Source organism: Kitasatospora sp. NPDC101155, assembly GCF_044768305.1.
Taxonomy (GTDB): domain Bacteria; phylum Actinomycetota; class Actinomycetes; order Streptomycetales; family Streptomycetaceae; genus Kitasatospora.
The window spans coordinates 190,371-209,849 of the sequence record NZ_JBIWPN010000015.1 but is presented as its reverse complement, the minus strand read 5'-3'; the positions used below and the strand labels follow the sequence as shown (position 1 = coordinate 209,849).

At 71.9% G+C, this 19,479-nt stretch carries 19 protein-coding genes and 1 pseudogene; 11 read left to right on the top strand and 9 right to left on the bottom strand.

Going from position 1 to position 19,479, the window contains the following annotated elements:
• Positions 1-57: 57 nt before the first annotated feature.
• Positions 58-1,452, top strand: a complete 1,395-nt coding sequence (gene zwf, locus ACIRYZ_RS24090; RefSeq protein ID WP_402947378.1) for a glucose-6-phosphate dehydrogenase — start codon at positions 58-60, stop codon at positions 1,450-1,452.
• Here zwf and ACIRYZ_RS24085 read toward each other — a convergent pair.
• Together ACIRYZ_RS24085 and ACIRYZ_RS24080 are read right to left on the bottom strand one after the other, a co-directional pair.
• Positions 1,444-2,238, bottom strand: coding sequence for a LysR family transcriptional regulator (locus ACIRYZ_RS24085; protein ID WP_402947440.1), 795 nt, complete (start codon positions 2,236-2,238; stop codon positions 1,444-1,446). The two genes, zwf and ACIRYZ_RS24085, sit on opposite strands and share 9 nt — an antisense overlap.
• Complete coding sequence (locus ACIRYZ_RS24080; RefSeq protein WP_402947444.1) at positions 2,160-2,507, bottom strand: hypothetical protein; 348 nt, start codon at positions 2,505-2,507, stop codon at positions 2,160-2,162. Before ACIRYZ_RS24080 ends, ACIRYZ_RS24085 begins: the two co-directional genes overlap by 79 nt.
• On the opposite strand from ACIRYZ_RS24080, the gene ACIRYZ_RS24075 reads away from it, so the two are divergent.
• Positions 2,493-3,014 (top strand): zinc-binding dehydrogenase, encoded by a 522-nt coding sequence (locus tag ACIRYZ_RS24075; protein ID WP_402947375.1) that lies wholly within the window; start codon positions 2,493-2,495, stop codon positions 3,012-3,014. The genes ACIRYZ_RS24080 and ACIRYZ_RS24075 overlap by 15 nt on opposite strands.
• Here ACIRYZ_RS24075 and ACIRYZ_RS24070 read toward each other — a convergent pair.
• A complete protein-coding gene (locus tag ACIRYZ_RS24070; protein ID WP_402947372.1) occupies positions 3,011-4,009 on the bottom strand; it encodes a GlxA family transcriptional regulator in 999 nt (332 codons plus the stop codon). The genes ACIRYZ_RS24075 and ACIRYZ_RS24070 overlap by 4 nt on opposite strands.
• 155 nt (positions 4,010-4,164) lie before the next feature.
• Between ACIRYZ_RS24070 and ACIRYZ_RS24065 the strand changes: the two genes are divergently transcribed.
• Both ACIRYZ_RS24065 and ACIRYZ_RS24060 read left to right on the top strand, forming a co-directional pair.
• A complete protein-coding gene (locus ACIRYZ_RS24065; RefSeq protein ID WP_402947370.1) occupies positions 4,165-4,470 on the top strand; it encodes a putative quinol monooxygenase in 306 nt (101 codons plus the stop codon).
• A gap of 121 nt (positions 4,471-4,591) precedes the next feature.
• The gene (locus ACIRYZ_RS24060; protein WP_402947368.1) at positions 4,592-5,533 is read left to right on the top strand and encodes a polysaccharide lyase; all 942 of its coding nucleotides are present in this window, start codon (positions 4,592-4,594) and stop codon (positions 5,531-5,533) included.
• 90 nt (positions 5,534-5,623) lie between these two features.
• Here ACIRYZ_RS24060 and ACIRYZ_RS24055 read toward each other — a convergent pair whose 3' ends face one another.
• On the bottom strand, positions 5,624-6,016 hold the full coding sequence (locus tag ACIRYZ_RS24055; RefSeq protein ID WP_402947365.1) for a nuclear transport factor 2 family protein: 393 nt from the start codon (positions 6,014-6,016) through the stop codon (positions 5,624-5,626).
• Between the two features lie 106 nt (positions 6,017-6,122).
• Here ACIRYZ_RS24055 and ACIRYZ_RS24050 point away from each other — a divergent pair, with 106 nt between their 5' ends.
• From ACIRYZ_RS24050 to ACIRYZ_RS24035, 4 genes are all read left to right on the top strand, one after another.
• Positions 6,123-6,569 carry a MarR family winged helix-turn-helix transcriptional regulator gene (locus ACIRYZ_RS24050; protein ID WP_393034325.1) on the top strand — a complete coding sequence of 149 codons (447 nt, stop codon included), beginning with the start codon at positions 6,123-6,125 and terminating at the stop codon, positions 6,567-6,569.
• Positions 6,570-6,907: 338 nt separating this feature from the next.
• Positions 6,908-7,939: a permease gene (locus tag ACIRYZ_RS24045; RefSeq protein ID WP_402947360.1), complete on the top strand. Its 1,032-nt coding sequence runs from the start codon at positions 6,908-6,910 to the stop codon at positions 7,937-7,939.
• Positions 7,927-8,688, top strand: coding sequence for a TIGR03943 family putative permease subunit (locus ACIRYZ_RS24040; protein ID WP_402947358.1), 762 nt, complete (start codon positions 7,927-7,929; stop codon positions 8,686-8,688). The genes ACIRYZ_RS24045 and ACIRYZ_RS24040 overlap by 13 nt, the downstream gene beginning before the upstream one ends.
• Complete coding sequence (locus tag ACIRYZ_RS24035) at positions 8,681-9,853, top strand: hypothetical protein (protein WP_402947355.1); 1,173 nt, start codon at positions 8,681-8,683, stop codon at positions 9,851-9,853. Before ACIRYZ_RS24040 ends, ACIRYZ_RS24035 begins: the two co-directional genes overlap by 8 nt.
• A 243-nt stretch (positions 9,854-10,096) precedes the next feature.
• On the opposite strand, the gene ACIRYZ_RS24030 is transcribed toward ACIRYZ_RS24035, so the two are convergent.
• A complete protein-coding gene (locus tag ACIRYZ_RS24030) occupies positions 10,097-12,013 on the bottom strand; it encodes a putative Ig domain-containing protein (protein WP_402947352.1) in 1,917 nt (638 codons plus the stop codon).
• A 727-nt stretch (positions 12,014-12,740) separates the two neighbouring features.
• Here ACIRYZ_RS24030 and ACIRYZ_RS24025 point away from each other — a divergent pair.
• Positions 12,741-13,403 (top strand): annotated as a pseudogene (locus ACIRYZ_RS24025) (MMPL family transporter); the annotation flags it as partial.
• 129 nt (positions 13,404-13,532) lie between these two features.
• Here the strand turns inward: ACIRYZ_RS24025 and ACIRYZ_RS24020 are convergent.
• The 4 genes from ACIRYZ_RS24020 to ACIRYZ_RS24005 form a co-directional block, all read right to left on the bottom strand.
• Entirely contained in the window at positions 13,533-14,240 is a 708-nt protein-coding gene (locus ACIRYZ_RS24020; RefSeq protein ID WP_402947350.1) for a YoaK family protein, read from the bottom strand.
• Between the two features lie 83 nt (positions 14,241-14,323).
• Positions 14,324-16,201: an amidohydrolase gene (locus ACIRYZ_RS24015; RefSeq protein ID WP_402947437.1), complete on the bottom strand. Its 1,878-nt coding sequence runs from the start codon at positions 16,199-16,201 to the stop codon at positions 14,324-14,326.
• A 55-nt stretch (positions 16,202-16,256) separates the two neighbouring features.
• Positions 16,257-16,880 carry an FMN reductase gene (locus tag ACIRYZ_RS24010; RefSeq protein ID WP_402947347.1) on the bottom strand — a complete coding sequence of 208 codons (624 nt, stop codon included), beginning with the start codon at positions 16,878-16,880 and terminating at the stop codon, positions 16,257-16,259.
• Between the two features lie 17 nt (positions 16,881-16,897).
• Positions 16,898-17,980, bottom strand: coding sequence for an LLM class flavin-dependent oxidoreductase (locus ACIRYZ_RS24005; RefSeq protein WP_402947345.1), 1,083 nt, complete (start codon positions 17,978-17,980; stop codon positions 16,898-16,900).
• Between the two features lie 295 nt (positions 17,981-18,275).
• On the opposite strand from ACIRYZ_RS24005, the gene ACIRYZ_RS24000 reads away from it, so the two are divergent.
• Together ACIRYZ_RS24000 and ACIRYZ_RS23995 are read left to right on the top strand one after the other, a co-directional pair.
• Positions 18,276-18,938, top strand: a complete 663-nt coding sequence (locus ACIRYZ_RS24000) for a hydrolase (protein WP_402947343.1) — start codon at positions 18,276-18,278, stop codon at positions 18,936-18,938.
• A gap of 30 nt (positions 18,939-18,968) precedes the next feature.
• Positions 18,969-19,451: a DoxX family protein gene (locus ACIRYZ_RS23995; RefSeq protein ID WP_396251873.1), complete on the top strand. Its 483-nt coding sequence runs from the start codon at positions 18,969-18,971 to the stop codon at positions 19,449-19,451.
• Positions 19,452-19,479 lie beyond the last annotated feature (28 nt).

Sequence of the window (19,479 nt, the reverse complement as noted above, 5' to 3'; positions counted from 1 at the left end):
GGAGCGGTTCGTCCTGCCGTGACCCCGACGCTGCCGCGGCCGACGACGAGGAGTGCCATGACTGCACCGGCGAGCACCGCCGCTGATGTCCTGGTGATCTTCGGTATCACCGGAGATCTGGCCAGGAAGATGACCTTCCGGTCCCTGTACCGCCTGGAGCGCCGCCGGCTGCTCCGGTGCCCGATCGTCGGCGTGGCCCGCCAGGAGTGGTCCGCCGCGACCCTGCGGGAGCACGCCCGCCGCGCCATCGAGGACGCCGGCGAGACGATCACCGAGGAGGTGTTCCAGCGGTTCGCGGAGCGCCTGTCGATGGTCTCCGGCGATTTCGGGGACCCGGGGACCTATGACCGCGTCGCCCGGGCGATCGAGGCCCGGCGGACTCCGGTCTTCTACCTGGAGATCCCGCCGTCGCTGTTCGGCCGCGTCGTCGAGGGCCTGGCCGGTGCCCACCTCACCGATCGGGCCCGGGTCGTCGTGGAGAAGCCGTTCGGCCACGACCTGGCGTCGGCCCGGGCGCTGAACGCCCAGCTGCGCAGGCTCCTGGAGGAGCGGCAGATCCTCCGTATCGACCACTTCCTCGGCAAGGAACCGTCGCTGGACATCCTGTTCCTCCGGTTCGCCAACTCCATCTGGGAGCCGCTGTGGAACCGCGACCGGATCCAGTGCGTGCAGATCACCATGGCCGAGGACTTCGGCGTGGCGGACCGGGGCAGCTTCTACGACCCGGTCGGGGCGCTCCGCGACGTCGTGCAGAACCACCTGCTCCAGCTCATCGGGCTGTTCGCCGCCGAGCCGCCGAGCACCTCCGCCGACGGACTGCGCGACAAGCGGGTGGAGGTGTTCCGGGCCATCCCGGCGGCGGACCCGGGGCACTACGTCCGCGGCCAGTACGACGGGTACCTGGACGTGCCGGGGGTGAGCCCGCACTCGCGGACCGAAACCTACGCCGCGCTGCGGCTGGAGATCGACAACTGGCGCTGGTCGGGCGTCCCGGTCTTCATCCGGGCCGGCAAGGCCCTCCCGGAGCGGGTCACCGAGATACGGGCCGTCTTCAGGCAGCCCCCCGGGCTCGGGTTCGCGCCGACGTTCGCGCCCGACCCGAACGAGCTCGTCCTGCGGATCGATCCCGACCCGGGTATCGACCTGATCGTGCAGGCCAAGCAGCCCGGCGCCCAGGCGACCCGGACGGTGGACCTGTCGCTGATCTTCTCCGAGGAACTCGGAGAGGCACCGGAGCCGTACGAGCGGCTGCTCGGCGACGCCATGGAAGGGGATTCCAGCCTCTTCACCCGGGAGGACAGCGTCGAGGAGACATGGCGCATCGTCCAGCCGCTGCTGGACGACCCGCCCCCGGTGGAGCCGTACGAGCCGGGGTCCTGGGGGCCGGCCGGCGCGGACGAGCTGCTCGTCGGCCACCCGCGTTGGCGCGACCCCTGGCTCCACTCACGCTGATCCCCGCAGGAGCGTGCGCAGCGTGGTGAGGCAGGCGGCGATCGCGGGGTCGTGTGCCGTGTCGTGGCGAACGGCGATCTCGATCGTGCGGGCGAGGGTGCCGTCGGTCACCGGTCGCGCGATCAGCGCGGGCGGCAGGTGTGTGGCGGCCATGCGGGGGATCAGGGCGGTGTGGCCCGCACTCTCGGCGAGAGCGATCATGGTGGAGAAGTCGGTGCAGATGTTCCTCACCTGGGGAGTGAACCCGGCTGACCGGCAGGCCTGGAGGACGGCGTCTCCGCACGCGGTCTGCGCCGGGGCCGTGGTCCACGGTGTGTCCGCGAGTTCCCGCAGGGCGATGGGAGAGCCGGCCGACAGGGCCGCGGGGTGGTCGCGGGGCAGGACGGCGACCAGGGGGTCGGTTCGCAGCGTCCAGGTTTCCACGCCCACGGGTGGGGACGTGGCCAGGTTGTCGTACCGGTAGACGAGGGCGAGGTCGGCACGGCGCTGGAGCAGCAGTCGTACGGCAGCCTCGGGCTCGGCCTCGGTGATGTGGAGCTGTACATCCGGACAGGTCTCTTCCAGAGCCTTGCCGAGCGGTGCGGCCACCGATGCCAGGGCACTGGGGAAGCAGGCGAAACCGAGGGGGCCTGCGGGCCTTTCGGCCTCGGTGTGCAGGCGGATGCGGGCGCGCTCCAGAGCCGCGAGCACGTGCTCGGTGTCCCTGTTCAGCCGACGGCCCGCGGCCGTGAGGTGGATGGAACGGCCGGTGCGCTCCAGCAGGCGGGTTCCGGTCTCCTCTTCCAGCAGCCGCAGCTGCTGCGAGACGGCGGAGGGCGTGACGCCGTGGAGTGGTCCCAGTGCAGCGCCTTGGAGTGGAAGTAGGAACCGCAGAGCTTCACCCGGGTGCCCTCGTTGACCCGGTAGATGTCCTTCTGCAGCTCCCGCACCCGCACGTCGAGGATCGGGTGGGTGTACGGGAACTCGGCGATCACGCTCTCCGGGTCGACCTCGCCCGGGTGGTCCAGGGTGACGAAGTAGTCCTTCTCCGCGGTGAAGCCGTGCAGCTTGTTCATGTAGTACGCCACGTAGGTGCGGGCCTCGCCGCCGTCGACCGCCACCTTGCCGTAGGCCCGCTGGTCGAGCAACTCGCGGACGTCGCACCCGGCGGCATCGACCACGTCTTCGGCACCGCCGGCACCGACCGGAACCTCGCCGCCTACGCCGAGGCACTCAATCCCTTCGGGCAGATCGTCGCCATCGACGACTTCGACACCCTGGAGATCGGCGCCCTCAAGGCCAAGAGCATCTCGTTCCACTGGGAGTTCATGTACACCCGCTCGATGTTCCGGACCCCCGACCAGGCCACCCAGCACCGCATCCTCGCCCAGGTCGCCCGGCTGGTCGACGCCGGTCTGATCACCACCACCGCCACCCGGGACCTCGGCCCGATCAACGCCGCCAACCTCCGCGAAGCCCACCGCCTCCTGGAGTCCGGCACCGCCATCGGCAAGACCACCCTGACCGGCTGGGCGGTCGAAGCGAAGGCTCGGCCTGCCGCGGGGTCCGCCCGGGGCCTCTAGGACGATGGCGTGCACCGCCCGGCGGCATCGGCAGCACCGCCGTGGCGCAGCGTTTCGAGGGATACGCCGCGTCGGCGCCGTACGAGTTCCCGCAGGGTGCTGACGTTGCGGTAACCGACCCGGCCGGCGATCGCCTCGGCGCTGAGCGTGGTGGTGCGCAGCAGGAAAGTCGCCTCGTCCAGTCGGATGTCCTGGACGAAGTCCAGGGGTGATTTGCCGAGGACGGTCTGCGCGGTGCGCTGGAGGGTCCGCTGGCTGACGCCGAGCGTGCGGGCGGCTTCGGCCAGCGGGGGCGGATCGGCCAGGTGCGCGCGGGCCCACCGTTCGAAGGCGGTCATCAGCGGGTCCGCCTGGGCCAGTTGGGTGGGGAGTGCGAAGGCGGCCTGTGAGGGTCGGTCGCCGATCAGCAGGTAGCGGGCGACGAGGTCGGCAAGGGCCGGGCTGTGGCGCTGCACCACCCACAGCGCGAGGTCGATGTGGGCGAAGGCCGCGCCCGCGGTGGTGACCGGGCCGTCCTGGATCAGCGTCCGGGAGTCCTCCAGCACCACAGCGGGGTAGCGTGCGCGGAAGGCTGGTCCCAGCCACCAGCTCGTGGTCGCTCGCCTGCGTTCGAGGGCCCCCGACTCGGCCAGGAAGAACGCTCCGCTGCACGCGGCGGCCAGTGGGGTGCCGGAGGCGGCGAAGGCGGCGGCGAGGTCGAACAGCCAGGCGTTGGCGGGCTCGCGGACCGCTGCGACCACCCGCTCGGGGGCCTGGAAGCCCACCGCCGGCATCAGCAACAGGTCTGTGCCGTACGGGAGTTCCCCGACCGGTACGGTCGTCAGGCTCAGCCCGTTCCCCGTACGGACCTGCGACCCCCCGCCGACCACGGTCACCGAGAACGGCGGCGCGCCACCGTCCCGCGCGCTCAGCGAGTTCGCCGCGCCGAGCACATCCATGATTGCCGAAAGCCCCGAATCGAAGACGCCGTCAACCGCTGCCATCACCACCCGCATGGCGTAAACGGTACTCGAAACGTCGTTTCCGCCGCTCGTGGCGGATCGATCACGGCCCTAACGTCTTTCCCGGGCCAGACGTCCGCTACCGGCCCCACTGCGAAGCCGCTGACGGCATCGCCACTCAACCACTGACCTACCATGGAGATCCCGTCATGACACTGAAGCTCGGAGTCCTCGCGTTGCTGACCGCCAAGCCGGGCAAGGAGGCGGAGCTTGCCGCCTTCCTGGACGCCGGCCGCGCCGTCGTCGAGGACGAGCCCGGCACCCGGATCTGGTACGCGTTCCAGGTCGACAGCGCGACCTTCGGCATCTTCGACGCCTTCGCCGACGAGGACGCGCGCCAGGCCCACCTCACCGGCCGCATCCCCGCCGCGCTCGCCGAGGTCGGCCCGGAACTGCTCGCCACCGCCCCCGACATCCGCGTGGTCGACGTCCTCGCGACCAAGAACCCTTCCTGACGCGACGACGTCGGGAAAGCGCCGGTCTCCAGTGCTCGCACCCGAGGTGGAGATCGGCGCACCCGGCCGGCCGCGTCTCCTGGGAGGGCATCCGCCGGAACCGACCAAGAGGAGGACTCCCGTGCATCCACGTCCCCGACGGACCGGGCGGCGGCGCCGACCGGCCACCTCGGCAGCGGTCGGCGCGACCGTCCTGGCGCTGGCGGCCGCCGCCGGCTGCGGCGCGGCACCGGCCGGCAAGCCCCCCGCCCATCCGACGCCCCGACAGCCCGCAGCCGCGGCAAGCGGCCCCGTCGGAGGAGGTGCCGCCTGGACCGGGCAGTTCACCGGCTACGGCTCCCCGTCGTGGCAGCACGCCTGGGGCGTCGTCGGCCAAGGTGCCTGGGGCGGCGACAACCTGGCCGAGGTCTCCGACCCCACCGCCCCCGGCGACGGTTCCGCCCTCCAGGTCACCTACGGAGCAGGCTCCTCGGACAACAAGTGCGCCGACTGCCCCGCCACCGGAGGCGGACAGTTCTACACGGACCTGAACGCCCTCGGCCTGTCCGCACTCGCCCACGGCAGCACCCTCGACCTGGCGTACCGCGTCAGGTTCCCGGCCGGCCGCGACTGGGGCCGGGCCGGGAAACTACCCGGCCTCTACGGCGGCCGGATCGGCCAGGAGTCCGGCGGCAACCACGGCAGCGGCTGGTCCACCCGGTACATGTGGCGCGGCGCGAACGGCGTGCCCGACAACGGCGAGGTCTACCTCTACACGCCCACCAGCTCGGGCCCGACCGGCTACGGCGTGGACGAGGGCCTCGGCGACTGGCGGTTCCTCGCCGACGGCAAGTGGCACACGGTCGAGCAGTTGGTGAACCGGACAACCGGCGACATCACCGTCTGGTACGACGGCCGGCAGGTCCACTCGGCCCACGGCGAGGCCTCGGGCATCAGCTCCCTCCCCTTCGGTGGCGTCCTCTTCTCCACCTTCTACGGCGGCCACGACACCAGCTGGGGGCCGGCGAGCACCCAGCAGGCCTACTTCGCCGACTTCGCCCTCTCCCCGGGCGTCCAGCACTGACCGTGAGGACGAGAACGGCACCGCCCGGCACGCCCGGTCGACCAGCACGCGGAGCCCGGGTCCCGCCTCGCCGCGGGCGCCTCGGCCGGATCAGCGGGCGCTGCCGATGTTCCGGTCGTGTTCGGCGCCTTCGAGCATGAGGGTGGTCTCCTCGACCCGGCGGAAGCGGCCGTCGGGGGCGAACTCGGCGAAGAGGTAGACCTCCATGCGGACGGTGGAGCCGTCGGTCTTGACGACGGTCATCGTGTGGCGGTCGGCGTAGCGGTCGCCGGACGAGAGTTCATCGTGCACCTCGACCGAGCCGCCGGCCACGACCGTGCGCAGGTGGGCGATGTGGGCCAGGAACTCCTGGCGGTCGTTCCACTCGCCGTCGGTGCGCTGGCGGTAGTCGGGGGCGAAGTGCCGGTCGGCGGCCTCGTGGAGGTCGAGTCCCGGCGCGAGGAGCAGGTCGGTGAGGGCGGCGGTGATGTCGGTGTGACGCATGGAGGTTCCTCCGGTGGGACGGCTGGATGGATCGAGAATATGCGTGCCTTAAGCACGCATCTCACCGTACAGGAAAAGCGTGCTCGGCGCACGCTAATCTGAAGGGGTGACGAATCCGACCGGACACGAGATCGCCGAGGCCCTGGGACTGCTGCTGCGGCGCAGCACCCGCGCCGGCCTGCACGCCCAGCTGACCGACGGCCTGGGCGAGGCCGTCGACGAGCTCACCTATCCGGTGCTCAGCGGCCTGGCGCGCACCGGCCCGTGCAGCGCCGCCGACCTCGGCCGCGAGATCGGGCTGGACCGCACCACCGTGACCCGCCGCGCCGACCGGCTGGAGGGGGCCGGCCTGCTGCGGCGTGAGGCCGACCCCGGCGACCGGCGGGCGACCCTGCTCGTCCTCACCGAGGCCGGACAGGACGTGGTACGGGCCACCTGGGAGCGCCTGGCGGCCCGCATCGAGGGCTCCCTCGCCTCCTGGCCGGCAGCGGACGCCAGGGCCTTCGCCCGACTGTTGCGGTTGTTCGTCGACGAGGGGCCCTTCCAGGCCTAGGGCCTGGCGCCGCGCGAAGCGGGCCGCCGTTCCGCCGCTGTTCCGCCGCTGTTCCGCCGCGGCTCAGCCCTCCGCCGCCGCCAGGGCCGTCTTCGCCGCGGCCGAGCGGGCCGGCCAGGTAGAAGTGGCCGCCGTGGTGGACGTGCAGTCCCGGTAATCGCGGTCATCAATCCCCGCGACCGTAGGGAGGTGCCGGCCGGCCCAGGTCCGGGGAGCTGCCCCGGGCCGTCGCGGCGCGGCTCCCGGCACCCCCTAGACTCACCCCCGGCCACAGCGCGAAAGGCGGCCTCACCCCCTGAATACCGAAGCACCCCGAGCGAAGGAGCGTCCGGCTACCCATGGCTGACGAGATCACCGTCGAAGCCCTGCCGCACCCGATCACGGAGCCGGAACGGGAGCCGGAAGCGGAACCGACGGGCCCCGCCCGCCACCCGATCGGCTCGCTCGGAGTCCTGGTCGGCGGCATGCTCGCCGTGCTGGTCGGACGTCACGTCCTCGGCGACTGGACGGGACCGGCGTGGCTGGAGGCCTGGGGCGCGGTCTTCGTCGCCGTCTGCGTGCAGGCGCTGCCGTTCCTGCTGCTCGGCGTGGTGCTGTCGGCGGCGATCGCCGCGTTCGTCCCGGCCCGCCTGCTGGAGCGGGCGCTGCCGAGGAACCCGCTGCTCGCCGTACCGATCGCCGGTGCGGCCGGAGTCGTGCTGCCGGGATGCGAGTGCGCCTCGGTGCCGGTGGCCGGGCGGCTGATCGCGCGCGGGGTGGCTCCGGCGGCCGCGCTGGCGTTCCTGCTCTCCTCACCGGCCGTCAACCCGGTGGTGCTGGTGGCCACCGCCGTCGCCTTCCGGGGGCAGCCCGAACTGGTGGCCGCGCGGTTCATCGCCTCCCTTGCCACCGCGGTGGTGATGGGGCTGCTCTGGTCGCGGTTCGGCCGCCCGGAGTGGCTCAGGCCCAAGGTGCCGTCGAGCGGGCCGACCGGGTGGCCGGCCTTCCGGGCCTCATTGGAGCACGACTTCCTGCACGCCGGCGGCTTCCTGGTGATCGGCGGGATGACGGCGGCCACCCTCAACGTCGCCGTGCCGCGCGGCCTGCTCAAGGACCTGGCCGGGCTGCCGGGCGTCTCCGTCCTCGTGCTCGCCGCACTCGCCGTCCTGCTCGCGGTCTGCTCGGAGGCGGACGCCTTCGTCGCGGCCGGGCTCACCTCCTTCTCCACCACCGCCAAGCTCGCGTTCATGGTCGTCGGCCCGATGGTGGACGCCAAACTGATCGCCCTCCAGGCCGGCACCTTCGGACGGGCCTTCGCCTGGCGCTTCTGCGCCGCCACCTTCGTCGTCGCCGTCACAGCGGCGACCCTGACCGGCCGGTGGCTCCTGTGAGGCGCGAGGTCCGGGCGCTGCTGCACATCCTGGTCGGCGCGGCGGTGCTGCACATCTCGCTCTTCACCGAGCTGTACCTGCGGTACGTGCGCAAGGGCCTGCGGCCGTACCTGATCGCGAGCGGCGTACTGCTCGTCGTGGTCGGGCTGATCGGCGCGGTGGTCGCCGCCCGGGAGTTGTTCCGGCCCGGCCACCGCGGGGACACGGACGACGGACACGGACACGAGCGCGGGCACGAGCGCGGGCACGAGCACGGCGCTCCCCGCACCGCGTGGCTGCTGCTCCTGCCCGTACTGGCGATCTACCTGCTCCAGCCCCGGGCACTCGGCGCCTTCACCGCGCAGCACTCGGACAACACCGCCGTCAAACCCGCCGAGGCGGCGGGCGGCTTCGCGCCGCTGCCCGCGACCGACCCGGTCGGCATGCGGCTCGCCGACTTCGACTCACGCGCGCTCTGGGACAGCAACGGTTCGCTCAAGGGCCACCGGATCCGGCTCACCGGCTTCGCCACGCCCGGCCCTGGCGACGGGAGTTGGGACCTCGCCCGGCTGACGATCTCCTGCTGCGCCGCCGACGCGTCGAGCAGCAAGGTCGTGATCCACGGCGCCGACGCACCGCCCGAGGGCGCCTGGGTCGAGGTGACCGGCGAGTGGCAGCCGGACGGGGCGAGCGGCCAGGACGGCGCGGTTCCCACCCTGACCGCGGCCCTGGTCCGCCGGATCGCCGAACCGGAGAACCCCTATGAGTGAGCGCCCGTCGGCTCCGACCGGCAGACCCACGGGCCCCCGCCGCGGCACGGCCACCGTACTCGCGCTCGGTGTCGTCGCCGCGCTCGCCTTCATGCCCGCCGTCCCCGACCATCGAAGCGGCCCGGGCGCGCCCGCCGCCACGTCCACGCCCGGCGCCGACGCGACGGACCCGACCGTCACCGTGCTCGGCGACGGGTCGACCTCCGACACCGGCCCGCAGCCGGGCCAGCCGGCTCCCGTCCGGCTCAAGCCCGGTGAGCAGCCACCGCAGTTCGTGGTCTTCTCCTTCGACGCCCCCACCGAGGACGGCAACCATCTGTTCTCCGGCGCCCGTACGTCGGCCAGGTCGAGCGGCGCCGACGTGACGTTCTTCCTGCGCGGCGTCGATGTGCTGCCGGCTTCGGTGCGGTGGCAGTACCAGCCGCCACAGCACGAGGTCGGCACCGCCGCCGTCCCCTTCCCCACCGACGCCCAGGTCCGTGCGACCCTGCAGCAGCTCGGCCGCGCCTGGCTGGACGGCGACGAGATCGCCGACGGCTTCATCGGCCAGTTCTGCGGCCCCGAAGGCGGCCGGGACTGGTCAACCGCCGACTGGCAGAGCGAAATCGGCCAGGGCTACTCGATGGTCAACTTCTGGAAGACCGGGACGGGCTTCACCGACCTGCCCCCGCTGCCCTTCGACTACCAGACCGAACTGGCCGGCGGCCGCGCCCCGTGCCGGGAGGGCCAGCCGAACCTGCTCCCCGCCGAGAAGGACGCCGGCTGGCGCTACGACGCCAGCTCGCCGGGAGACACGCAGCGCTGGCCGGCCCGGATCGACGGCATCTGGGAGTTCCCGCTCCAACGGATCCCCTCCGGGGCAGGCGAGGTGCTCTCCGCGAACCAGCCCCCGCAGACGTACCTGAACGCCTTCGACCGCGACTACCACGGCAGCCGCGCGCCGCTCGTCATCGACACCGATCTCGCCCCCGGGCACGGCACCGGCCCCGACCTCCAAGCGGCCGAGACGGCCATGAAGGACCTGTGCCACCGCGACGGCGTCCGCTGCGTGTCCTTCCGCCAACTCGCCGACTGGCTCGATGTCCAGGACCCGGGCGTCCTCGACCGCCTCCGAGCCCTCGGATCGACGAGTTCACCCAACTGGGCCGACGTCGTCGGTCCGTAGCGTTGCGGGCCTGTCCGCGGAAGGCGCCGGTGCCACCGCGGTCGGTCGCGGATCGGCACCTGGCATGTTCGACTCCGGCTCCGAACGGAGTACGTGCCCGGGGGCGGTGGGGCCGCGCTCGGGCCACGATCGGACCCCCCTCCGCCTCATCGCCACCCGGGTGCCGTCATGGTCGACCGACCGCCCAAAGGGTGGGGCCCGGCGGCAGGAGCCGCCGGGCCGAACGTTCGAACGGACCAGGGGTCAGCTGGTCTGGATCGCGGTGTCGTCGATCACGAAGCTGGTCTGGAGCGAGGAGTCCTCCACGCCGGTGAACTTCAGCGTGACGCTCTGCCCGGCGTAGGCCGACAGGTCGACCGTCTTCTGGGCGTAGCCGGTGTTCTTGTCGAGGTTGGAGTAGGTGGCCACCGCGGTGCCGTTGACGGTCACGGTGAGCTTGTCGTACTGGGCCGTGGTGGTGGTCTCGGCCGTGTCGATGTGCAGCCAGTAGCTCAGGGTGGCCTTGCAGCCCGCGGGGATGGTGACGGCCTGCGAGATGCTGTCGGTGTGCGCGGTGCCGTAGCCGTCCAGCCACGCCTTCCAGGAGCCGCTGTGGGCCGGCTCGGACGCCGAGTTGTCGATCACACCGCTGGTCGCGGTCCACGGCGCGGCGGAGCCGGTTTCGAAGCCGGGGTTGCCGAGCAGCTGCGCCGGGGTGCAGGAACCGCCGGTGCCGGTGACCGTCCAGCCGAAGCTGGTGGAGCCGGCGGCGCCGGTGGTGTCGGTCGCGGTGACCGTCACGTTGGAGGAGCCGGCGGTGGTGGCGGTGCCGGTGATCAGGCCGGTCGCGGAGTTGATGGACAGGCCGGCCGGCAGGCCGGTGGCCGCGTAGGTGAAGCTCTGGCCGGAGGCCGTGTCACTGGCCTGGATCTGCAGGCTGACCGAGGAGCCCTGCGCGGTGGTCTGGTTGCCGGGGTTGGTGACGCTCACCGTGTTGCCCGTCGAGCCGCCGCCCACGATCGGGTGGGAGATGGCGCAGGAGTTGGTGTCGTTGGACCAGCTGGCCTGCTCGGCCCAGGTGCCGAAGTTGCCGAAGGTGATGTTGGCCGCGCCGCCCGCGGTGCCCGGGGACAGCCAGGCGCACTCGTCGGAGTTCTCCTGGCCGTTGTACGAGCTGCCGGACACGTGGTTGGTCCAGCCGCCGGCCGGGTTCTGGTCCGACATCATCTCGTGCCACTCGTGGCCGAGCGTCATCGTCCAACCGTCCAGCGTTCCGGGCGAGTTGACGAAGCCGACGCCGCAGCCGGCGCCCGAGTCCATGTTGTAGGGCTGGTTGCTGAACGCGACGTCGCCGTACGGGGAGGTCACCGCACCGCCGGTCAGCGTGGAGTCACCGTTGTAGTCGTGCCACGCGCAGTACTGGTTCTGGTAGTTGTCGGGGTTGGTGCCGTGCGGCGACAGGATCACGTAGTAGGCGTCCCGGTTGGACGCCGCCGTGGTGTTGCCGAAGTGGGCCGCCGCGGTGACGGCTTCCTGGCCGAGCTGGTGGCCGGTGGCGGCACTCGGTGACGCCGCCGCGTTGTCGTACCACACGCCGGCGAGCACCCCGCCACTCTGGTACGGGACGAAGTTCGCGTTCGAGGGGCAACTGGTGGCGCCGCTCGCCACGTTCGGCCCGTCGCACCACTGCGTCAGGTCCGCGGACCAGAGTTCGTTGCCGGTGCCGATGCCCTTGAACATCTGCTGCGCGGCGCCGGCCGCCCCGGCCGAGTCGCCCGAGAACTTCGCGTTCCCGTTGGCGTCCGTGCTCTGGCTCCCCCACTGGGAGCCGTAGAACACCAGGTAGACCTTGGAGTGGCCGCTCTGGACACCGATCCCGTCGATCCCTCCGCCGTAGGAGAGGGTCTGCGGTCCGGTGGCCGCGCCGGCGGTGGACTCCTGGTGGGTGGAGGCCCACTGCTTCATCTTGTCGTTCTGGGCGATGGTGGGCATGGCGCCATGCCGGTAGGGGTGCTGGTAGGCGGGGCTGTACGGGTTGGTCACGGAGCCGCTCTGCGGCGAGGCCGGCTCCTCCGCCGCCTGGGCGGCGCCGGTGGTGGCCAGCGCGGCGGTGACGAGGGACAGCGAGGCGACGGCGGCCAGGGCCAGTCGTCTGGTCGCACGGATGCGGGGAATGCCCATGTGTGGGGGGTCCTCTCTCCTGCCGTCTCCGGTGCCGGTCGGCCCTGATGACGGCTCGGGGCATAACGGGGTACGGCAATCACACGGGCGGGAGGCGCGAAAACGGTGGGGCGGCCCGTGCTTGCCGGCTGTGCCATGGGGGCTGACAGGCATCGTCCGACGCCACGTCAGCGGCTGAGCAGCAACGCGATGGTGGAGCAGCGGAACCAGCGCCGGCCACCGACCCGAGGGCTCTGGCAGGGGGCGTGAACGGAAGAAAAGCAGCGGTGACAGGCCTCAGTCAACGGGTAGCGCAAAAGAGGTTCCTGCTGCGCCGCCGAAACCTCCGAAAGGGAAGAATTCGACGAGGAATCGGCAATGGAATATCCTCGCCGTCAATTATTTCGGTATCTCCGGAATGGAACGAAGCCCGGGCCGTCGGCCCGACGTGATCGGCAACGCCGGTTCGCACCGGCCCACAGCAACACCAACGACCCCGCCGACCAACCAGTGCCCATCCCCGTCCGGCTCCCCCACCCGAGAACACCGGGAACTCGCTCACCTCGAAGTCCCAGGAGACTCACCACGACCAAGAGCCCGACACAGATGGCCCGTTGACACCCACGCCCGGTTGGTGACGCGATCGAGGGAGATGCCGCCCCACCCCCGCTGTCCACCGACCGGTGGACCCCAGGTTCAACCGGCCGGGCGTGTCGGGCACCGCCTCCGGCCGACCAGGATCTCAGCCATGAGTCAACTCCCTGTGCGGACAGCCCGATGGAGCGCCCGGCATGCGTGGCGCGCGATCGCCGGCTGGTTCGCGTTCGTCATTCTCTGTCTCGGCGTCGGCATCTCGGTCGGCTCCCATGCAGCCACTGCCGAGGATTACCGGGTCGGTGAGGCGGGGCGAGCCGAGGCGATGGCGGCCGAAGGAGGACTGCAAACCAGGCCCACCGAACAGATCACGATCTACCCCAAGTCCGGCCCCCTGAACACGGCCGCAGCCGGTTCCGCAGTCCGGGAGCTCACCGAGCGGATTCAGCGGCTGCCCCAGGTGGACAGCGTGGCGGCTCCGGTCCGATCCAAGGACGGCACGGTCCTCAGGGTCCCGGTGGTCCTGAGGGGCCCCGAGCTGGACGGCAAGAAGAACGTCGTCCCGCTCCTCGAACAGACGGCGAAGGTGCGCGCCGGGCACCCGGACCCGGTTGTGGAGGAGGCCGGCTCCCCCTCCATCAGCAAGGGCGTCAACGACCAGCGCGGGAAGGACCTCACGCTCTCCGAGCGCATCACACTGCCGGTCACGCTCATCACCCTCCTGATCGTCTTCGGATCGGTGGTCATGGCCGGCGTGCCGATGTTGCTCGCGCTCTCCTCGATCGCCGCCGCCCTGGGGAGCACCGGGGTGTCATCGGTGACCACGGCTCAGGAACAACGAGCGCTGACCGCCCGGGCGCAGAGCCCGAGCGGCAGCCGACCGACCTGTGCGTGCCAGCCGTCACGCATGCGCACCGAGGCCGCGACGGTGGTGCCGGAGCGCCTGTCACTCGCGGTAGAGCAGGAGGGTGCCGCCGGCCAGGACCGCGCTGGCGACCAGGGCCCAGGCGGTCTGTCCGTGCAGCACGAGGACGGCGCCCGGGGCGGCGCCGGCGAGCATGGTGGCGACGGAGAGGACCTTCCTGCGCTGGCGGGGGGCGGTGCCGCCGGCGAGGCGGGAGTCGGCGGCCAGGCCGGTCAGGGTGAGGGTGAGCACGGTGGTGGTGAGGTCCGGCACGCCGAGGCCGCGTACGGTGCCGTTGCGGATGCCCATCGCCAGGGCGAGCAGGGCGATCACGGCGTACTGTGCGGGCCCGTCCGCGCTCCAGACGAAGACGACGGCGGCTGCCGCGCCGTACAGCGCGACCTCCAGGATGAAGACCGTGCGCAGCTGTGCGGGGCGCCGGGTTCCGACGTGTCGGGTGGCGAGTCTGCCGGCCAGGAGCGCGCCGAGGAGGAAGGCCGCGAGGGAGGTCGATGAGCCGGTGACGGAGAATCCGGGTGCTCCGGCGAGCGCGAAGGCGATGACGACGACGTTGCCGGTCATGTTGGCGGTGAAGACGTGGCCGAGGCCGAGGTAGCTGACGGCGTCGATCAGACCGCTGACCAGGGTGAGGCCGAACAGGGCCAGCGCGAGCGGGTGGCGGTCGTGGATCTTCGGTCCGGGCACCGGCGGCGGGGGTGCGGTTCGGGAGTCGGCTGCGGGCGTGGTCACGACGGTTCCTCGGGCGACAGGGGGAAGGTGGGTGGGGGCACCGCCGTAATCCGGCGGTGCCCCGGGACGGAATCGGCTTCCGGTCAGAAGAAGCAGGGGTCCAGCGGCACCTGCGACTGCCCGGGCAGGGCGAGGCCGCGCGCCGCGCGCCAGGCGTGCTGCTCGCCGGAGGCGGCCACGGCCTCCAGCACGCCCTCTGCCTGGCGGACGCCGGTCAAGCTGGGGGCAGGGGTGGCGTGGTAGCCGCCGAACCGGGTGACCGGGCTCCAGGACGGCGACACCTCGGGCAGTTCGGGGGCCAGCCCCTGGTGCTCCGCTGCGGCGTGGACGATGCGTCCGCCGACGACGGTGAGGACGGACTCGATGTGCGCGATGTCGGCCTCGGGCACACTGAAGTAGTCGGCACTGAGCAGCGCGAGGTCCGCGTAACTGCCGACCGTCAGACGGCCCTTGACCTCCTCCTCGCCGGTGAGGCGGGCACCGCCCAGTGTGTAGAGCTCCAGGGCCTGCTCGCGGCTGAGCCGGTTGTGCTCGGCCGCGAGGCGCCGGCCGCTGACCGCCCGGCCGGAGACCAGCCAGTGCAGGGCGACCCAGGGGTTGTAGGAGGACACCCGGGTGGCGTCGGTGCCCGCCGCGACGGTCAGGCCGCGGTCCAGCATCGCGCGCAGCGGGGGCGCCTCGGCGGCGGCCGGAGCGCCGTAGCGCGAGACGAAGGCCTCGCCCTGGAAGGAGAGGCGGTTCTGCACGGAGACGGCGCCGCCGAGGGCCGCGATGCGGTCGAGGCTGTCCGGGCTGACGGTCTCGGCGTGGTCGAAGAGCCAGCGGTTGCCCTGCGGGAAGAGGCCCTCGGCGGCGAGCTTCTCGAAGACGGCGAGGTCGCGGCGGATGGTCTCGTCGTAGGTGGCGTGCAGCCGGAAGCCCCAGCCGTTCTCCGTCAGCAGGCGGACGGCCTTCTCGAACTCTCCCTCGTAACCGCCCAGTTGCGGCCTGGGTTCGGTGAAGTTCTCGAAGTCGGCGGCGGCCCAGGTGAGGTTCTCCCCCGCGCCGTTGAGGCGCAGCCACTCGTCGCCCTCGCCGGGGCGCACGGTGTTGACCCAGCGGGTGAGGTCGTCCAGCTCCTGCCCCGCGGTCTGCGGGAAGAGGTGGTAGGCGATGCGCAGGGTCAGCTCGCCCTGGCGGGCGAGTTCCATGACGGTGCCGTAGTTCTCGGGGAAGCTCTGGAAGCCGCCGGCGGCGTCGATCGCGGAGGTCAGGCCGAAGCGGTTCAGCTCGCGCAGGAAGTGCCGGGTGGAGCCGATGCGGTCGGCCTCGTCCAGAGTCGGTGCCTTGGCCAGGGTGGAGTAGAGCAGTAGCGCGCCGGGGGCGGCGATCAGCAGGCCGGTGGGCTCGCCGTCGTGTCCGCGGGCGATCTGGCCGCCCGCCGGGTCGGGGGTGTCCCGGGTGAAGCCGGCGGCGCGCAGCGCGGCCCGGTTGAGCAGCGCCGACTGGTACAGGTGCAGCACGAAGACGGGGGTGTCGGGCGCCGCGGCGTTGAGCTCCTCCAGGGTGGGCAGGCGCCGCTCGGCGAACTGGTCGGCGGACCAGCCGCCGACCACCCGCACCCACTGGCCGGGCGGGGTGCGCTCGGCCTGGAGCCGGAGCATCGTCAGGGCCTCGCGCAGCGTCGGGACGCCGTCCCAGCGCAGTTCCAGCACGTAGTTGAGGCCGCCGCGGATGACGTGCAGGTGCGCGTCGTTGAGTCCGGGAACGGCCCGGCGGCCGAGCGCGTCGACCACCCGGGTGTCGGGGCCGACCAGCGGGACGACGTCCGCGTCGTCGCCGATCGCCTGGATCAGTCCGTCCCGGATGGCCACAGCGGTGGCCTGGGGGCGGCGCGGGTCGTTGGTGTGCACCTTGGCGTTGCGCACGACGAGGTCGGCGGGCTGGTCGGGGGTGCCGGGCCGGATTCCGGCGACGGGCATGGTGGACAAGGGAGGTCCCTTCGTTCGGTGCTGGGGGTTGAGGGTGTGCGCGGGGTCAGTGGAAGCCGAGCGCGGAGGGAGTCACTGCCGGGCGGCCGCCCGGCCGCGGATTCGCCAGGGTCGCGAGGATCAGCGCCGCGAGCTCTCCCCCGGCCCGTTCGATCCGCGCCGGCAGGCTGTCGGTGTGCGTGTCACCCGTCCCGCCCCAGTCCTCGGAGGCCGCGAAGACCGCGGTCGGTGCGACGAGCGCGCGCTGGTGGGTGAAGAGCGGACGCATCGCGTGTTCCAGGGCCAGGGAGTGGCGCGCGGTGCCGCCCGTCGCGCCGATCAGCACCGGCTTGCCCGCCAGGGCGCCGGGTTCGAGCAGGTCGAAGAACGACTTGAACAGGCCGCTGTAGGAGGCCGAGAAGATCGGGGACACGGCGATCAGCGCGTCCGCCGTGCTCACCTCCTCCAGCGCGCCGCCCAGTGCCTGCGGGGGAAAGCCGGAGAGCAGGTGGTGCGAGATGGGGGTGGCCAGTGGGCGCAACTCGTGCAGGCGCACCCGGACTTCACGTCCGGCACGGGCCAGGTGGCCAGTGGTGGCCTCGGTGAGGCGGTCCGCGAGCAGGCGGGTGGACGAGGGCTGGCTGAGCCCGCCCGAGATCACGGCGAGCGTGATCGGCGAGGTCGTTTCCATGGGGGACTCCGTCCTGGTCAGGAGGCGGCGGGGACGTTGTCCCGGAACGTGGCATGGGTGGGGGCGTCGGGAACGGTCGCGGGCCGGCCCTTGGCGAACTCCTCGCGCAGCACGGGCACGACCTCCTCGCCGAGGATGTCGAGCTGCTCCAGCACCGTCTTGAGCGGCAGGCCGGCGTGGTCCATCAGGAACAGCTGGCGCTGGTAGTCACCGACGGCCTCGCGGAAGCCGAGGGTGCGCTCGATCACCTCCTGCGGGCTGCCGACGGTCAGCGGGGTCTGCTCGGTGAACTCCTCCAGCGAGGGCCCGTGCCCGTACACCGGCGCGTTGTCGAAGTACGGGCGGAACTCGCGCACCGCGTCCTGGGAGTTCTTCCGCATGAACACCTGCCCGCCGAGGCCGACGATCGCCTGCTCGGGCGTGCCGTGGCCGTGGTGGGCGTAGCGCTCGCGGTAGAGCTCGACCATCCGCCGGGTGTGCTCCTGGGGCCAGAAGATGTTGTTGTGGAAGAAGCCGTCGCCGTAGTACGCGGCCTGTTCGGCGATCTCGGGGCTGCGGATCGAGCCGTGCCAGACGAACGGCGGCACTCCGTCCAGCGGCCTGGGCGTGGCGGTGAAGGCCTGCAGCGGGGTGCGGAAGCGGCCTTCCCAGTCGACCACGTCCTCGCGCCAGAGCCGGTGCAGCAGCGCGTAGTTCTCCACCGCGAGCGGGATGCCCTGGCGGATGTCCTGGCCGAACCACGGGTAGACCGGGCCGGTGTTCCCGCGCCCGAGCATCAGGTCGACGCGACCGTCGGCGACGTGCTGCAGCATCGCGTAGTCCTCCGCGATCTTCACCGGGTCGTTGGTGGTGATCAGCGTGGTCGCGGTGGACAGGATGATGCGGTCGGTCTGCGCGGCGATCCAGCCGAGCATGGTCGTCGGGGAGGACGGGACGAACGGCGGGTTGTGGTGCTCGCCCATGGCGAAGACGTCCAGACCGACCTCCTCGGCCTTGAGCGCGATGGCCAGCATCGCCTTGATGCGCTCGCGCTCGCTCGGCGCCCGTCCCGTGGTCGGATCGACCGTCACGTCACCGACACTGAATATCCCGAACTGCATGGGTTGCCGCCCTTTCCGCTGGCTGATCGCGGCCCGACGGGGCCACCCGGCGAAACCTAGGCAGCCGGCGACGCGCGAAGGACTTCCGCAGCGCATGACCGATGGCCCCGTAGTGCACTGAAGCGGTCGGCCGGCTCGGTTCGGCCGGTCGTGCGTTGTCAGGACAATCCCGGGCGCACAGCGAGCAGAACACCCGGGCCGCCGCGCACTAACGTCGTTGAACGAGGCACCCCGGCAATCCGGGAAAGTCTGATGCAACGTCAATTCCCTGCATTCACAAGGAAAGAGAAGACCAATGGTCGACCTCGCGAACGTTCACGCCGCTCCGAGCCCGGACCTGCTGACCCCCGACAACGCGATGATGCTGTTCGTCGACCACCAGCCGCAGATGTTCTTCGGCACCGGCAGCGGCGACCGCACCGCGATCATCAACGCCACCGTCGGCCTGGCGAAGGCCGCGAAGATCTTCGACGTGCCGACCGTGCTGTCCACCGTCGCCGCCGAGTCCTTCTCCGGCCCGATCCTGCCGCAGCTGAAGGCCGTCTTCCCCGGCCAGGAGGTCGTCGACCGCACCACGATGAACGCTTGGGAGGACGAGGCCCTGGTCGAGGCGGTCAGGGCGACCGGCCGCAAGAAGATCATCCTCTCCGGCCTGTGGACCGAGGTCTGCCTCGTCCTGCCGGCCCTCTCCGCACTGGACCAGGGCTACGAGGTCTACGTCGTCGCCGACGCCTCCGGCGGCGTCAGCCCGCTGGCCCACGAGCACGCCCTGCAGCGGATGACCGCCGCCGGTGCCGTGCCCGTCACCTGGATCCAGGTCCTGCTGGAGCTCCAGCGCGACTGGGCCCGCACCGAGACCTACGTCCCGGTGACCGAGCTGGTCAAGGAGCACGGCGGCGCCTACGGCATGGGCCTGGTCTACGCCCAGTCCATGATCAACCCGCACGCCGCCGGCTGACGGACCGCACCGACCCAAACGGAGTCCGAAATGAACACGGGCCTTCTCCTGCTGCGCCTGGTCGCCGGTCTGCTGATCGCGGGCCACGGCGTTCAGAAGGTCAGCTTCCACCTCGGCGGCGGCGGCCTGGAGGGTGGCAGCGCCGAGTTCCGGGGCGACGGCTTCCGCGGCGGCAAGCTCACCGCGATAGCCGCCGGTGGCACCCAGATCGGGGCCGGACTGATGCTGGCCCTCGGCCTGCTCACTCCGCTGGCCGGCGCGGGTGTCATGGGGGTGATGACCGTCGCCCTGACGGTCAAGTGGCCCCACGGGCTGTGGGTGCAGCACGACGGGTACGAGTTCCCGTTCGTCCTGATCGTCGTCGGCGCCGCGCTGACCGCCACCGGCCCCGGACAGTGGTCGGTCGACGGGGCCCTCGGCCTGGCGCACTGGCCGCTGTGGTGGCTGCCTGTGGCCGTAATCGCCGGTGTGGGCGGCGGCCTGGCCACCCGGCTCGCCCTGCACCGCGCCTGAGGCAGCCGCGACCGAACGGGCTCGGGCC